This is a genomic window from Agrobacterium larrymoorei (assembly GCF_037722385.1).
GTDB classification, from domain to species: domain Bacteria; phylum Pseudomonadota; class Alphaproteobacteria; order Rhizobiales; family Rhizobiaceae; genus Agrobacterium; species Agrobacterium larrymoorei_C.
The window spans coordinates 269,218-284,112 of the sequence record NZ_JBBKAQ010000016.1; the positions used below are offsets into that span (position 1 = coordinate 269,218).

The window sequence follows — 14,895 nt, forward strand, 5'->3', positions numbered from 1 at the left end:
ACAGCCGCGCGCTTGAGAAGATCAGGGTGGTCTTCGGCAAGCATTTCGCGTGGTTTTAATATGTAGAGCGTCTGGTATGCGTCATTCGTGCCGCGCGGCGTTCTTGGGCGGAAGGGTTTCATGAGCATGACGCAGAGTTTTCGCATGTATCGCACCGTGGCAGGTATCTCCTTCGCCTGCCTGGCGCTGAGCGCGTGCACCAGCCCGACCTACGGTACTGGCAAGTCTGCAAGCGAACAGCTCCTGGACGACCTTGGCAACGCTACGTCGATTACCGGCGATCAGACCAAGCGTAATGTGAAGTACAATCCGCGCCCAGGTCTCGTCGTGCCTGCCCAGGCCCGTGCCGAGCAACTGGCCCAGCCACAACAGAGCCTCGCCAACCGCGAGACCAATCCGCAGTGGCCGGAAACGCCGGAAGAGGCTCGTGAGCGACTTCGCGCAGAAGCCGAGGCCAACAAGGACAATCCGAACTACCGTTCGCCGCTCCTAGCTGGCAATGGCACCAATGGCCAGATGACGGAAACCCAGAAGTGGGAGGCCTTCCGCAAGGCCAAGGCCGATGCGCAGGGCGGCACGGTCGTCAATACCAACACCCGCAAGTATCTGACTGATCCTCCGGTGGAGTATCGTAACGTTTCTCAGGACGAACTGGCCGATCTCGGCGAGCCGGAACTGAAGAAGGAAAAAGAGCGCAAAAAGAAAGCTGCTATGGCCGGCACCGGCAAAAGCTGGTGGAACCCGTTCCAGTAAGTCTTCTCTGATTTCTTCCCGAACGCGGCGCAACAGCGTCGCGTTTTTTGTTTTCAGCGCTTTTGATAAGAGGAAATGTCGTGACGCTGTTGATCAGAGATGCGGTTGCGGCCGACGCGTCGACAATTCTGCGCTTCATTCGCGAATTGGCCATCTACGAAAATGCGGAGCACGAAGTTCAGGCCACGGTCGAAAGCATTACTGCGTCTATTTTCGGCGAGGGCTCCGTCACCTCAGCGCTGATCTGCGAGCGCGATGGCCAGCCGATCGGCTTTGCCGTCTGGTTCCTGACCTACTCCACTTGGCTGTCAAAGAACGGTCTCTATCTGGAAGACCTTTATGTAACGCCGGATGCGCGTGGCTCCGGTGCCGGAAAGGCGCTGTTGAAGCGCTTGGCGTCGATTGCGGTGGAGAGAGGCTGTGGTCGTTTCGAGTGGAGCGTTCTGGATTGGAACGAACCCGCCATCCGCGTCTACAAGGCCATTGGCGCTGAGCCGCAGGACGAATGGGTGCGCTACCGTCTCTCTGGGGAAGCGCTCAAGGCGTTTGCTGCCTAGGCCTGATCTTCAGCCTATCCGTCGCGCTTGTTTTGGAAGAAGGTCCGCAGAATTTCAGCACTCTTCACCTCTGCAAAGCCCGAGTAGACTTCCGGCGCATGATGGCAGGTCGGCTGGCTGTAGAAGCGAACGCCGCTTTCCACGCCGCCACCTTTTGGATCATCCGCGCCGTAATAGAGCCGCCGGATGCGGGAAAAAGAGATTGCCGCCGCGCACATGGTGCAGGGCTCGAGCGTCACATAGAGATCGGCACCCGGCAGTCGCTCCTGGCCAAGCGCTTCGCAGGCCATACGGATCACGGCGATTTCGGCGTGCGCAGTCACGTCGTTCAATTGCCGTGTCCGATTGCCCGAGCGGGCGATAACCCGGCCGTCATAAACCAGCACGGCACCGATCGGCACTTCGCCGCGGTCACCCGCTGCTTGCGCTTCTTGAAGCGCAATGTCCATGAAATGCGTCGTTTCCGCCATGCTTCGTGCAATTTCCTCTTAACCGTCGCCGCGTGACCTGATAGGACACGGCAAACAACAGGCAAACAGCAAATGACATTCAAAGACAAGCCGAAGCGCGCCGGTGGCAAGACATTCGACCGTGACAGGAAGCCGAAATCATCTGGCAAGCCGTCAGCCGATGCGTCAGGCACGCGCGAAAAGAAGCCTTTCAAGGAAAAGCCGGAAGCAGCAGCCGTGGTCGAAACGGTCGCGTCCAAGCCGGAGCGCATTTCCAAGATCATGGCGCGCGCAGGCGTGGCCTCGCGCCGCGACGTCGAGCGCATGATCATGGAAGGCCGCGTGTCTTTGAACGGCGTCAAGCTGGATAGCCCGGTTGTCAATGCGACGCTGGATGACAAGATAGAAGTCGATGGCGTGCCGATCCGCGGTGCGGAGCGCACGCGTCTCTGGCTCTACCATAAGCCCGCAGGACTGGTGACAACCAACTCCGATCCGGAAGGCCGTCCGACGGTCTTTGACAACCTGCCGAAGGAACTGCCGCGTGTTCTCTCGATCGGGCGTCTCGACATCAATACCGAAGGCCTGCTGCTGCTGACCAATGATGGCGGCCTGTCTCGTGTGCTTGAGTTGCCCACCACCGGTTGGCTGCGCCGTTACCGCGTGCGCGCCCATGGTGAGGTCGATCAGGCAGCACTCGACAAGCTGAAGGACGGCATCGCCGTGGACGGCGTGCTGTATGGCGCAATCGACGCGACGCTCGACCGCACGCAAGGCCACAATGTCTGGATCAGCATGGGCCTTCGTGAAGGCAAGAACCGTGAAATCAAGAACGTGCTGGGCGCGCTTGGTCTTGAGGTCAACCGCCTGATCCGCGTGTCCTATGGGCCGTTCCAGCTGGGCGATCTGCCGGAAGGCCAGGTCGTGGAGGTTCGCGGTCGTATGCTGCGGGACCAGTTGGGTCCACGCCTGATCGAGGCTGCCGGCGCTAATTTCGATGCGCCGATCTATGACCACAAGTCCGAAGAGGATGAGGACGAAGCACCCGCCAAGCCGGCCAAGGCCGAGTGGGGCAAGCAGGACCAGGCTGAGCGCCGGTCGCGCGATGGTGACGAGCGTTCCGCTGGCCGCTTCGACGGCAAGCGCTCTGACAAGCCCGCCGGCAAGTTTGGAGCCAAGCCAGCTGGCAAGACTGGTGGCAAGTTCGCCGGTAAGGGCAGGGACGAGGCGGAAACCGATGATCGCGGTCCGAAGCGTCCGCCGCTTGGCAGCAACCGAACCGCCAATGTCTGGATGGCACCGGGTGCCAAGCCAACCCGCGACGGCAAGGCCCGCAAGCTCTCTGCGCGTGCAGAAGCCGAAAGCGTATTCAAGCAGCCATCGGCACAGGCTGAGGCCCGCCGCGCCGTGGTGCGCCATGCTGATGATGAGGGTGAATGGATCCGCTCCGATTCCACCGCTGATGCTGGACGCGATGAAGGCCGCGGTCGTGGCCGCGGCGATCGTTCCTTCGGTGATCGCAAGCCACGCGAAGCGGGCGATCGTCCGGCACGCGGCTCGTTCGGAGACAAGCCTCGTGGCGACCGCAAATTCGGTGATCGTCCCTTTGGTGACCGCAAACCACGCGAAGAGGGCGAGCGCAGCGAACGTCCCCGCAACGATCGCACCGGTGGGGAAAGATCATTCGGTGGGAGAACTGAACGGTCGGATCGTCCCGCCCGCTCGTTCGATGATCGTCCTGCCCGCAGCGATCGCTCGTTTGGTGATCGCAAGCCGCGAGAAGACGGTGATCGCCCGGCACGCAGCGAACGCCCCTTCGGCGATAAGCCGCGTGGCGCAAAGCCTTTTGGCGGCAAGCCCTCCGGTGGAAGACCATCTGGCGGCAAGCCTGGCTTCGGCAAGCCTCGTGGTGAACGTTCCGAAGGCGGCAGCGGTCCCAAGGGCTTTGGCGGTAAGGGTGGCAATCGGGGCTCCGGCGGCAAGCCATCGGGCGGCGGTGGTCGCGGTCCGGGCGGCAAGCCATCAGGCGGTAGATCGTCTGGTCCAAGAGGCGGTTCGCGAGGGAACGGCGCTTAATGCGGATCGTAGGCGGTGAGTTTCGCGGCCGCAGCCTGGCTGCGCCCAAATCGAATGCCATTAGACCCACGATCGACCGGACGCGGGAAAGCCTGTTCAATATTCTGAGCCATGCCTATCCCGAAAGCCTGGACGGCACCCGCATTCTCGACGTCTTCGCCGGCACAGGTGCGGTTGGTCTGGAAGCGCTCTCTCGCGGTTGCCGCGTCGCGCTGTTCGTCGAAAACGGCGTGGAGGGCAGGGGGCTGTTGTGGGAGAATATCGATGCGCTCGGTCTTCATGGCCGCGCCCGAATTCTGCGCCGCGATGCGACGAAGCTTGGCGGCGTCAACAATATCGAACCCTTCGACCTTCTCTTCGCCGATCCGCCTTACGGTCAGGCTCTGGGTGAGAAGGCCTTCCAGGCAGCTCATCTCGGTGGCTGGCTCGTGCCCGGCGCGCTTGCTATCCTCGAAGAACAAGGTGATGTGCTTGTAACCGTCGATCCCGCGTTCAAAGCACTGGAAAGCCGCACCTTCGGCGATACGAAGATGCATTTCTATCGCTACCAGCCCTGAAGCCCTTCAGTTGACGCGAGAGTGGAACTCCGCGTCACTGTCCTGTCGTCTTTATGTCATAGAGCCAGTCCCTAAGATGACCGTCGCGGCGCTTCGTCCAGCCGCGACCGCATGACAGGAAATGAGGCTGTTCTCGTGGCTGCGAAGAAAAAGAAACTCTCCGACAAAAAGCGCAAGCGCAAAGAAACCGCACCGGAAAGAAGTGATCCTACATTCGCCGTTGCCTTTGGCGGGGGTGGTGCACGTGGCATCTGCCACATCAACGTCATCGAGGCGATGGACGAGCTTGGCATCCGACCAAGTGCCATTGCCGGTGCCTCTATCGGCGGCATTATGGGTGCGGGCATGGCCGCCGGCATGAGCGGCAAGGAAATCCGTGATTATACACTGGCGCTGATGGGCAAGAAGGGCAGTGTTGCCAACAAGCTTTGGAGCCTTGGCCCCGCCTCCATGCGCCATGCCGCCTTTGGCTTTCGCCTAGGCCAGTTCAATCTAGAACTCATTCTCGATGCGCTTTTGCCCTCTGCGCTGCCGCGCGACTTTGCCGAGCTCAGTATTCCGCTGAAGGTCATCGCAACGGACTATTATGCCCAGATGGAAGTCATCTGCGAGGATGGCGATCTGCGCCAAGCGCTTGCCGCATCCGCGGCCATTCCGGCTCTCTTCATGCCGATCCGCATGAACGACCGCATCATGATCGATGGCGGCATCTTCAACCCGGTTCCTTACGAACATCTGCTTGACGATGCCGACATCGTTATCGCAGTCGATGTGGTCGGCGGCCCGGAGGGCGACGGCAAAACCATGCCGAACCGGATCGAGAGCCTTTTCGGCGCCAGCCAGTTGATGATGCAATCGGCCATCGGGCTCAAATTGCGCATGCGTCCGCCGCATATTTTTCTGCGCCCGCCCGTCAACCGTTTTCGTGTGTTGGATTTCCTCAAGGCCCATGAGGTGCTGGCAGAATCGGATGGCATCAAGGAGGATCTGAAGCGGCAGATCGACATGCAGATTGAACTTTTTCATCGCGGGCGTGGCCTGGATATTTAAGCGCTCCTCCTCAAATGCAGGTGAAATGGCGCTTTGACCTTGATGCGGCAAAAGCTCGGCCATAAATGAAGGTCAACGAAAGGCCTGCCTCATGTCCTCAGAAATCGATTCTTCCAAGCTTCTTGATCGTGCAAGCGAACTCGTCACTCTCGCCAAGCGCGCGGGTGCCGATGAGGCAGATGCGGTCATCGTGCGCTCCCGTTCGCAATCTGTGGGGGTCAGGCTTGGCAAGGTCGAAAGCACGGAATCCTCAGAGAGCGACGATTTTTCGTTGCGTGTCTTCGTTGGAAAACGGGTTGCAAGCGTTTCCGCCAATCCCGGCTTCGACCTGAAGACACTGGCTGAGCGCGCCGTTGCGATGGCCAAGGTCTCGCCCGAAGATCCCTTTGCGTGTCTGGCCGACAAGGAGCGTCTCGCGACCTCCTATGACGATCTTCAACTGTTTGACCCGACGGAAGTCTCCGCAGATCAGCTTCGTGACGCAGCACTGGCCGCAGAAGAAGCAGCGCTTGCTGTAAAGGGCGTGTCGAACTCGTCAGGCGCTGGAGCATCCAGCGGCATGGGCGGACTTGTGCTTGTTACGTCCCACGGCTTTTCCGGCAGCTACATGGGCAGCCGTTTTGGCCGCTCCGTCAGCGTCATCGCCGGCGAAGGTACCAAGATGGAGCGTGACTACGATTACGACAGCCGCCTCTATTTCGCCGACCTCGACGCCCCGGAAGAAATCGGTCGCCGCGCGGGCGAAAGGGTCGTCAGACGCGTGAATCCGAGACAGGTCGATACCGGCAGCAACATCACCGTCGTGTTTGATCCGCGCATTGCGCGTGGCTTCGTCGGCTCGATTGCAGGCGCGATCAACGGCGCGTCGGTGGCGCGCAAGACCAGCTTTCTGCGTGACAAGATGGGTCAGCAGGTTTTGAAGAAGGGGCTCTCCATTACCGACGATCCGCAGATCGTTCGCGGTCCATCCTCGCGTCCGTTTGACGGCGAGGGCGTGCGCGGTGAAAAGCTGGTGATGATCGAGGATGGTGTGTTGAACCACTGGTTCCTTTCTACCTCCACCGCACGTGAGATCGGCCTTGAAACGAATGGTCGGGGCGTGCGCGGTGGCACCTCCGTATCGCCGGCATCCACCAACCTCGCACTTGAGCCGGGCGACATCTCGCCGGAAGATCTGATCCGTCAGGTTGGTACCGGCTTCTACGTGACCGAACTGATCGGCCACGGCGCAAACATGATCACCGGCGAATATAGCTGTGGGGCGAGCGGTTTCTGGATCGAGAACGGCGAAACCTCTTTCGCCGTCTCAGAGGTGACGATTGCATCAAACCTCAAAGACATGTTCATGCGTGTCACGCCCGCGAATGACATCGACCGCAAATATGGTGTGGCAGCACCCACACTTGCCATCGAAGGCATGACGATTGCGGGACGCTGACATCGCCATTCGGCGGTTGCTTTAGCGTCCTTCCCATGCGCATGTGAGAAGCGCAAAAGGAAACGCGCCACACGCGCAGAACGACAATATGATAGTTGAGACCCCAGGAGCCGATTGGCGCTCCGATCTGGACCTTGTTTTGAATGCCTCGCGCGAGGCTGGACAGGCGGCCCTGCGATATTTTCGCAAGGACCCTGAGGTCTGGTGGAAGGATGGCGGTCGCTCGCCGGTAAGTGCTGCCGACTATGCGGCGAACGACATCCTCGAAAGACTGCTGCGCTCGGCCCGCCCGGATTATGGCTGGCTATCGGAAGAAACCACCGATGATGACGATCGCCTGTCGCGCGATACACTCTTTGTGGTCGATCCGATTGATGGCACCCGCGCCTTCATCAACGGCAAGGATACGTGGTGCGTCAGTGTGGCGGTGGTTCATAAGGGCAGACCCGTGGTCGCGGTGCTGATAGCGCCCGCCTTGGGCGAGGAATTCACCGCGTTTCAGGGCGCCGAGGCTATCAAGAACGGTGATGTTCTTCACATCACCGAGACGGCCGGTGGGCCGATCCAGCTCGCGGCTCCCGAGGAAGTGGTCGCGCGGCTGCCTTCAGACTTCAAACCGTCGGTTCGGCGCATTCCGCACGTACCCTCTCTGGCTTATCGGCTGGCGATGGTGGCTGACGCAAGGATCGATGGAACGCTGGTACTCGCAAATTCGCATGACTGGGATCTCGCAGCCGCCGACTTGATCTTGCGGCAGGCGGGCGGCCAGCTTGTCGATCTTGAGGGCAAGCCCTTGATTTACAATCGGGCGCAAGTCAAACACGGCGCTTTGTGCGCTGGCGCAAACCACATTTTACCCACCCTGTTGATGCAGCTAGGGCGATCGGCCAGAGGTTGATTTTTACGGCGAAATCCAGCAGATGGAAGCTTGCTTGAACGCCTTTGAGAAGAAAGAAGAGACGACAGGACATGACCGAAGCGAATAACAAGAAACAGCTCCTTCACCTCGTATTTGGCGGCGAACTCGACAATCTCCAGGAAGTGCAGTTCCGCGATTTGAACGCGCTCGATATCGTCGGTATTTTCCCGGACTATGCGACCGCACTTGGCGCCTGGAAGTCTAAGGCGCAACAGACGGTCGATAATGCCCATATGCGCTATTTTATAGTGCATATGCACCGCCTTCTTGACCCGGAAAGCAAATAACGTCTTTCCACCCCCTCATTCTCTACTATAATTCGTCGTGCATATTGGTAGTGCGTCTCCCAGTGGGAGATGCACAACATATTGGGTATGGAGCGACAATTCGTCTTCTAACGCCCAGATCATAACAAAAAAGACGCATTTTCATCAGAAATAGCCGGCGACGTTAACGGGGGAAGAGCATTGCGCAGAGTGATCGAGGGCAGCATCGTATGAACAGCCGGATCGCACGTTTTGCCCTGTCGGGTTATAGGATGGCGGGAATGGCGGCCTATCCCTTCGCCCGGCCCTACCTGTCCTATCGAGCCGCGAAAGGCAAAGAAGACAAGCATCGGCGTCTTGAACGCTTCGGCTATTCCAGTGCCGAGCGTCCCCGTGGTCCTCTCGTCTGGTTTCATGCCGCAAGTGTCGGCGAGACCTTGGCGCTAATCCCGCTGATCCGCGAAATCCGCAAGCGTGACATCCATGTTCTTCTGACCACTGGCACGGTCACCTCGGCCGATATCAGTCGCACTCGACTTGGCAGTGATGTGATCCATCAATATGTGCCGCTCGACATCAAGATTTGCATCAACCGCTTTCTCACCTATTGGGCGCCCGACGCTGCTATCACTGCCGAGTCTGAGATTTGGCCGGTCACGATGATGGAGTTGGAACGCCGGCACATCCCCCAGATCCGCGTCAATGCCCGCATTTCCGACCGTTCCTTCGACCGGTGGAAACGCTATTCCGATTTTGCAGAGGCGCTGTTCAGCAAGCTGGCGCTGGTCGTCGTTCAGTCGGATGTGGATGCAGAACGTTTTAGAGACCTCGGCTCATGGCCGGTGATCACATCCGGCAATCTCAAGGGTGACACCGATCCGCCCCCCTGCGATCAGGCGCAGTTGGACATATACAAGCGTCAGATCGGCAACCGGAAGACCTGGGCGGCAATCTCCACCTTCGATGGTGAGGAGAAGGCAGCGGCCACCGTCCATGTTGCGATCAAATCCCGCAACGGCCAATTGACGATCATTGTCCCTCGCCATCCTGAGAGAGCGGACGAGATCGAAGCCATGCTGAAAGGCATGAACCTCAAGGTGGCGCGCAGAAGCCGCAATGATGTGATTACGCCCGAAACCGATATCTTCCTTGGCGACAGTATCGGCGAAATGGGTCTCTATCTTCGCTTGACGGAACTGGCATTCGTCGGCCGATCGTTGATGGCCGAAGGCGGCCAGAACCCGCTGGAACCTGCCATGCTCGGCTGCGCCGTCCTGTCCGGCGCCCATGTGCAAAACTTCCGCGAAGCCTATCAGAAGCTTTTGCGCTCCGGCGCTGGCCGCATCATCCGTGACGTAGAGATGCTGGCCAAGGCAGTGCACTATCTGCTGGCCAACGACAATGAGCGCTACAAGATGATCGATGCCGGTGGCCGGGTGATCCAGGATATGCGCGGCGCATTGTCACTAACGCTGAAGGCGCTGGAGCCCTACATCAACCCATTGACGGTGTCTGCGAAGCTCCAGCCACGCAGCGCGGTGGGCTGAAGCTTTGGACCAGCACAATCCGATGAAGTCCGCCGCTAATATTGCCGCCGTTCTATTCGACAAGGACGGCACCTTGATCGGCTATGATGCCAGTTGGGGACCGGTCAACCGCGAGTTGGCAGCGATTGCCGCCGAAGGTGACGCACAGCTTGCGGACCGTCTTCTTCTCGCCTGCGGTATGGACCCGGTCACCGGCCACGTAAAACCAGACAGCTTGCTGGCAGCAGGCAACACAGCGGAAATTGCCGCGGGCCTGATTGCAGCCGGATCGCCGTGTGATCTGCAGCCTCTGACGGAGCGGTTGGACCGGCTGTTTACCGAGGCGGCGGGCAAGTCCGTTGCCGTGACGGATCTGAGAGCCTTCTTTGGACGGCTGAAGGACAGGGGTTACAAGCTCGGTGTTGCGTCCAGCGACAATGAGGCCTCTATTCGAGAACTGGCAAAACGCTTCGGTTTCGATGCCCACCTCGATTTCGTGGCGGGCTATGACAGCGGCCATGGCGTCAAGCCGCAGCCAGGCATGGTGATGGGCTTTTGCGAGGCGACGGGCCTCGCGCCGGAGCGCGTGGCCGTTGTGGGCGACAACAATCACGATCTGCATATGGCGCGCAATGCGGGGGCGGGCTTGCGCATCGGCGTGCTCACAGGCACCGGATCGCGCGAGAGCCTGGCGGCAGATGGCGACTACTGTTTTGATGACATCACAGGTCTCGAAGCTTTGCTGCCGGAGCGTGCGTCTGTCTGATTTCGGACAACTGTCCCGCCATCGTCTCGTTGCCGCACATCCATCGGCAAAAGCGCTGGACACTTATGCGCGACATGCTTTAGCTCTCGCTACCATAAAATGTAATGAGGGTTCATAAGGCCAATGGTTTCGGAAGCGCCGCCCTTCTGGTGGAGAAAAGCTGGCTGGGAAGCCTGGGCGTTGAGTCCGTTTTCCTATCTCTACGGCCAGGTGGCCGGCCGCCGTATGAAAACTGCGCGGCGAGCCTCGGTTCCAGTACCGGTCATCTGCATCGGCAACTTTACCGTCGGCGGCGCCGGCAAGACGCCAACAGCCATTGCGCTTGCGCGCGCAGCGCTCGATAAGGGGCTTAAGCCCGGCTTTCTCAGTCGTGGATATGGTGGCACGCTCGACGTGACGACCCTCGTCGATCCGGATCATCATCGCTCTGCTGCAGTCGGTGATGAGCCGCTTCTGCTTGCGCGCGAGGCGACAACGGTAATTTCGCGCAGACGCGTCGAGGGTGCCGAACGCCTCGTTAAAGAAGGTGTCGATCTGATTATCATGGATGACGGCTTTCAAAGCGCGAGGTTGACGCTGGATTATGCCTTGCTTGTCATCGATACGCGGCGAGGGCTTGGCAACGGTCATCTCGTGCCCGGCGGCCCGGTGCGCGCACCCTTGGCCGAACAGATGCGCCAAGCCACCGCCATTTTGAAAGTTGGGGATGGAAGCGCTGCAGATGCGATCATCCGCACCGCCGCCCGTGCGGCAAAGCCGGTCTTCGTTGCGTCGACAGAGCCTCGGCCGCTGCCCGGCTTCGCGGGAAAGCGCGTTCTGGCCTTCGCAGGTATCGCCGATCCCAACAAGTTCTACCGTACCGTCAAAAGCCTGGGTGCCGAGATCGTTGTCGAGCGGTCCTTCCCTGATCACCATCAGTTCAGCGAGGATGAACTCGTCGATATGGTTGAGGCGGCGAAGAAACTTGACCTGCTGCCGGTCACGACAGCGAAAGATGCCGTGCGATTGGCGGGGCTTCAAGGACAAGCCGCAGAGCTGCTCTGGAGTAGCCAGGTCGTCGAGATCGATATGGTGTTTGACGATCCAATGGCGACTTCGACAATGATCGATACGGCGTTTGAAAACTGCCGGACGCGGCGTCTCTCGCAGAAGTAGATCGATAACCTTGTCGTGCGTAACAGCTTGGCAAAGGAACAATCGGCCGTTGCAACTCTTTTACCTGTCAGGAAAGCACCGTTTGGGCTCTGATCCGAGGAGGAGAGAGATTATGCAGCATTCGAATGTCGAAAAGAAAACCTTCACCCCGCGCGAAACCCGGCAGGGCTTCAAAGGCAAGCCGGTCCTTGTCATTCTCGTGATCAGCCTGTTTCTCGCAATGGCCGTTTGGCTCGTCGCGGAAATCTGGGGCGAAAGCACAGCACCTGCAACGACGGAGACGCCCCCGCCTCCTGGTCCAGCAACATCAAGCCAGACGGTCAATCCGGGCGCTCAGGGTGGCCAGGCCTTCGATAACAACCCGCCATCCGGCGCCACCCCACCGACGGAAGGCGTTGATCGTAACCCATCGACCCAGGCGCCCTGAGGCGCCGGGGGACCCTCAAAAAGCATCAACGATGCTTGATGGCGACGAAAACCATCCCAACAAAAAAGCCGGAGCGAGTGCCCCGGCTTTTTTGTTGATGGTATCGGTATCAAGCAGCTTTCTTGCCGGCTGCGTTCAGAGAGTCCGTCGCGAGCAACGAAAGGTCTTCGTCGGTCTTGGTCTCTTCCTTCAAGGTCTCGTCGAGCAACTGCACGGCCTGTTTGTGACCAAGCTGCTGTGCCCAGGCCTTCAGCGTGCCATAGCGTGCCATCTCGTAATGTTCGACGGCCTGCGCCGAGGAGATGAGGCCGGCATCGAGGGCCGGACTGCCCTTGAAGTCCTCCATGATTTCTTCGCCTTCGGCGATAATACCCTGGATTGCTTCGCAGGTTTTTCCCTGTGCGCGCTTGCCGATGATTTCGAAGATTTCTTGCAGGCGCTCGATCTGGCCCTGCGTTTCTTCCTTGTGCTTCTCAAATGCGGCCTTCAGCTTGTCGCTGCTGGCTGCTCGCGCCATCTTCGGCAACGCCTTTAAAATCTGGCGTTCTGCAAAATAGATGTCCTTGAGCGTATCATAGAAAAGATCGTCGAGCTTTTTCTCTGCCATGTGTATCTCCCAAACGTTGGTGCTGATAATCGCACGGCACACCGAACATCGGCCCTCTTTGATGGTTCCGGAAATCTGCAGAAGAGTTGAAGAAGCTGGAACGCTACCTTCTGCGTCAATCGACGATAAGGTGAGGAACAAAGCGCGAGAGGTTGGTGGTGATGCGACTCTCATCCTCACGAATACTGAGGCCGCATGCCACATCGCCGATGATCCAGCTTCCGAGAATGGCATGGACATTATCCACATCGAAGAGCGGCGCCAGCGCTTGGACGACATAACCTTCCGCCCCGTAGATGCCAGGGTTTTCAACAACCAGCCGCTGGGCTTCGAAAAGTGAGACGCTTTCCCCTTCGCGAGAGAAGAGCGGCTTCCTGACGTAATCGACAAGGTCGCGCGCTTTGGGATCGTCAGCAAAGTAGCTTGGCAGGAGATTGGGATGTCCGCGATGCCGTTCCCAGAGAAGCGGCAGGATGCCTTTATTGGAAAGAATGGACTTCCAAAGAGGCTCAACGAAAACGCCGCCGGCATCGGGAAGATGCACCGCGAAGGGCTCCTTGAACATCACCTCCCATGGATAGAGCTTGAAGCAGCGCTCGATCAATCGGTCACTGAGGTCGGTGAACCGTCCAGCTCGATCCACCCCGATATCGCGAATGTCGATGAGTTCTACCTGGTGACCGGCTTGGATGGCACAGTCCATAAGATAGGTGGTGGTCCCGCGATCTTCTTCATTGTCCAGCATCGTTGAGAAGTGGAAAACGCCGTCGATCGGGAACTGGCGAAAGGCTTCAACCAAGCATTCCTGAAGTGAATTGAACTGGTCGGCGTCGCCGGGCAACGCGCCGGAGGCAATCTGATCGGTCAGCCAGTCATATTGAAAATAGGCGCTCTCGAAGATCGAGGTCGGCGTATCGGCGTTGTATTCGAGAAGCTTCGCCGGACCTTTACCGATGTAGGCAAGATCGAACCGGCCGTAGAGATGTCGGTCGCCACGCAGCCAGGAATGTCTCACGGCGTCGCGCATATCTCGCGGAATTCGAAGTCTCTCGAGCGCTTCTTCGCTTGCAACGACATCCGCCACAAGGTCCATGCACATGTCGTGAAGCTCTTGTGAGGGGGCTTCTATATCGTCTTCGATCTGCTGGTAACTAAACAGGTACGCCGCATCATCGACCCAGTAAGGCTCTCCATACATCTCATGAAACCCGAAACCGACGGACTTTGCCTGTTCGCGCCAGTCGGGTCTTTCGGGAAGGGCGATGCGCTTCATTTAACTGCCGTAGTGGCTGGAGGAACTCCAATGGCCAAAACCGCTCCGTGCGGTTGTTTCCGGGACGCCGTAGCTGACATTTTTCAGCACACGATAGGAGTTGCTGCCGGCCTGACCCGTCTGGCTTTGCGCAACCATGGTCGTGCCCTGTCGATCCTTATAGACGGCCGAGCCGCTACCGGAACGAAATGAGCCACCACCACCACCACCACCGCCGCCGCCGCCGGAACTGGGCGCGGCCTCTTCTTCCTCCTGGCGCTTTCGATCCGCATAATAATCTGCAACCGAGCGCACGTTGCGCGCCAGATAAAAACCGGTCAGTGCCGGGATGAAGGGCGCAACATCCTGGTCGGTGCGGGGAGACCGGGTGCAAAGCCCGCTGCCGAAACTATCTTCGCAGCTCGCCTGGTCGGCAAACCGCGGTGCGTTCGCTTTGTAGTCGGCCGCTGCGTCGCGGAAGGCAACGTCGCAGACATCTGCTCCGATCCCGCTCATCACGCATTGCTGCGTCGACTTGAAGACGAAGGCATCCGGAGCCTTTTCGCCGCAGCCTGCAAGCGCAAGCCCCGACACGGTGATGGTTCCCAACGCAAGGACGGGCCTGGAATGGCTTCGCATTCGTCTTTTCATGCGAAGTCTCCTTAATAGGTCATGCAGGCAGCGTTGAGGATGCCGATGATCAGCGCAACGCCGCCGCCCCAGACGCCCGCAGAAACCTCGCCTCTGCTGATCTTCTCATGAATGCCGGGCAAGCTGGCGCGCGCGACGTAAAATGCGAGGATTTGCACCGCGATGCCGATGATGGACCAGATGATAAAGTCGATAATGTTGACGGAGTTAGCGGCTGCAGATGCCATCGGCAGACCAAAGCCAGCGAGCGCGCCCAAAAACGCGATCGTGGCGGAAAGATTGCCGGAGCGGATCAGCCGCATTTCGTCATGGGGCGTCAGCCGCGTGTAGATGCCGGCAAACACCGCATAGGCAAGCAGTCCGAATGCGAAATAGCTTAAAAACGCGGGCAGCCCCGCCACATACCCGAACATATCGCTTCCCTCACAATGACGACTTAGACATCA

General features: G+C 59.1%; 17 protein-coding genes. 12 read left to right on the forward strand and 5 right to left on the reverse strand.

Features of this window, described 5'->3' with window-relative positions:
• Positions 1–120: 120 nt before the first annotated feature.
• A complete protein-coding gene (locus tag WKI41_RS15475) occupies positions 121–753 on the forward strand; it encodes a hypothetical protein (RefSeq protein ID WP_340194378.1) in 633 nt (210 codons plus the stop codon).
• A gap of 80 nt (positions 754–833) precedes the next feature.
• Positions 834–1,310 (forward strand): GNAT family N-acetyltransferase, encoded by a 477-nt coding sequence (locus WKI41_RS15480; protein WP_340194379.1) that lies wholly within the window; start codon positions 834–836, stop codon positions 1,308–1,310.
• A 14-nt stretch (positions 1,311–1,324) separates the two neighbouring features.
• Here the strand turns inward: WKI41_RS15480 and WKI41_RS15485 are convergent, their stop codons facing one another.
• A complete protein-coding gene (locus WKI41_RS15485) occupies positions 1,325–1,780 on the reverse strand; it encodes a nucleoside deaminase (protein ID WP_340194380.1) in 456 nt (151 codons plus the stop codon).
• Positions 1,781–1,852: 72 nt separating this feature from the next.
• Here WKI41_RS15485 and WKI41_RS15490 point away from each other — a divergent pair, with 72 nt between their 5' ends.
• The 10 genes from WKI41_RS15490 to WKI41_RS15535 all read left to right on the forward strand — a co-directional run bounded on the left by WKI41_RS15490 (position 1,853) and on the right by WKI41_RS15535 (position 11,939).
• The gene (locus tag WKI41_RS15490) at positions 1,853–3,835 is read left to right on the forward strand and encodes a pseudouridine synthase (RefSeq protein ID WP_340194381.1); all 1,983 of its coding nucleotides are present in this window, start codon (positions 1,853–1,855) and stop codon (positions 3,833–3,835) included.
• Positions 3,835–4,392 (forward strand): 16S rRNA (guanine(966)-N(2))-methyltransferase RsmD, encoded by a 558-nt coding sequence (rsmD, locus tag WKI41_RS15495; protein WP_340194383.1) that lies wholly within the window; start codon positions 3,835–3,837, stop codon positions 4,390–4,392. The genes WKI41_RS15490 and rsmD overlap by 1 nt, the downstream gene beginning before the upstream one ends.
• Positions 4,393–4,527: 135 nt before the next feature.
• Positions 4,528–5,442, forward strand: a complete 915-nt coding sequence (locus WKI41_RS15500) for a patatin-like phospholipase family protein (RefSeq protein ID WP_340194384.1) — start codon at positions 4,528–4,530, stop codon at positions 5,440–5,442.
• Between the two features lie 91 nt (positions 5,443–5,533).
• Positions 5,534–6,880 carry a TldD/PmbA family protein gene (locus tag WKI41_RS15505; protein WP_340194385.1) on the forward strand — a complete coding sequence of 449 codons (1,347 nt, stop codon included), beginning with the start codon at positions 5,534–5,536 and terminating at the stop codon, positions 6,878–6,880.
• A gap of 88 nt (positions 6,881–6,968) precedes the next feature.
• Positions 6,969–7,778 carry a 3'(2'),5'-bisphosphate nucleotidase CysQ gene (locus WKI41_RS15510; RefSeq protein WP_340194386.1) on the forward strand — a complete coding sequence of 270 codons (810 nt, stop codon included), beginning with the start codon at positions 6,969–6,971 and terminating at the stop codon, positions 7,776–7,778.
• Positions 7,779–7,849: 71 nt separating this feature from the next.
• Entirely contained in the window at positions 7,850–8,086 is a 237-nt protein-coding gene (locus WKI41_RS15515) for a DUF4170 domain-containing protein (RefSeq protein WP_340194387.1), read from the forward strand.
• Between the two features lie 209 nt (positions 8,087–8,295).
• Positions 8,296–9,612, forward strand: a complete 1,317-nt coding sequence (waaA, locus tag WKI41_RS15520; protein WP_340194388.1) for a lipid IV(A) 3-deoxy-D-manno-octulosonic acid transferase — start codon at positions 8,296–8,298, stop codon at positions 9,610–9,612.
• 22 nt (positions 9,613–9,634) lie between these two features.
• Positions 9,635–10,357 carry an HAD-IA family hydrolase gene (locus WKI41_RS15525; RefSeq protein ID WP_340194389.1) on the forward strand — a complete coding sequence of 241 codons (723 nt, stop codon included), beginning with the start codon at positions 9,635–9,637 and terminating at the stop codon, positions 10,355–10,357.
• Positions 10,358–10,480: 123 nt separating this feature from the next.
• Positions 10,481–11,512 carry a tetraacyldisaccharide 4'-kinase gene (lpxK, locus tag WKI41_RS15530; RefSeq protein WP_340194390.1) on the forward strand — a complete coding sequence of 344 codons (1,032 nt, stop codon included), beginning with the start codon at positions 10,481–10,483 and terminating at the stop codon, positions 11,510–11,512.
• A 112-nt stretch (positions 11,513–11,624) separates the two neighbouring features.
• A complete protein-coding gene (locus WKI41_RS15535; protein ID WP_340194391.1) occupies positions 11,625–11,939 on the forward strand; it encodes a hypothetical protein in 315 nt (104 codons plus the stop codon).
• A gap of 109 nt (positions 11,940–12,048) precedes the next feature.
• On the opposite strand, the gene WKI41_RS15540 is transcribed toward WKI41_RS15535, so the two are convergent.
• From WKI41_RS15540 to WKI41_RS15555, 4 genes are all read right to left on the reverse strand, one after another.
• Positions 12,049–12,546 (reverse strand): ferritin-like domain-containing protein, encoded by a 498-nt coding sequence (locus WKI41_RS15540; RefSeq protein WP_340194392.1) that lies wholly within the window; start codon positions 12,544–12,546, stop codon positions 12,049–12,051.
• 115 nt (positions 12,547–12,661) lie between these two features.
• Positions 12,662–13,819, reverse strand: a complete 1,158-nt coding sequence (locus tag WKI41_RS15545; protein ID WP_340194393.1) for a glutathionylspermidine synthase family protein — start codon at positions 13,817–13,819, stop codon at positions 12,662–12,664.
• Positions 13,820–14,449 (reverse strand): DUF1190 domain-containing protein, encoded by a 630-nt coding sequence (locus WKI41_RS15550; RefSeq protein WP_340194394.1) that lies wholly within the window; start codon positions 14,447–14,449, stop codon positions 13,820–13,822. It lies immediately after the preceding gene.
• An 11-nt stretch (positions 14,450–14,460) separates the two neighbouring features.
• Positions 14,461–14,862, reverse strand: coding sequence for a DUF350 domain-containing protein (locus tag WKI41_RS15555; protein WP_340194395.1), 402 nt, complete (start codon positions 14,860–14,862; stop codon positions 14,461–14,463).
• Positions 14,863–14,895: the final 33 nt, after the last annotated feature.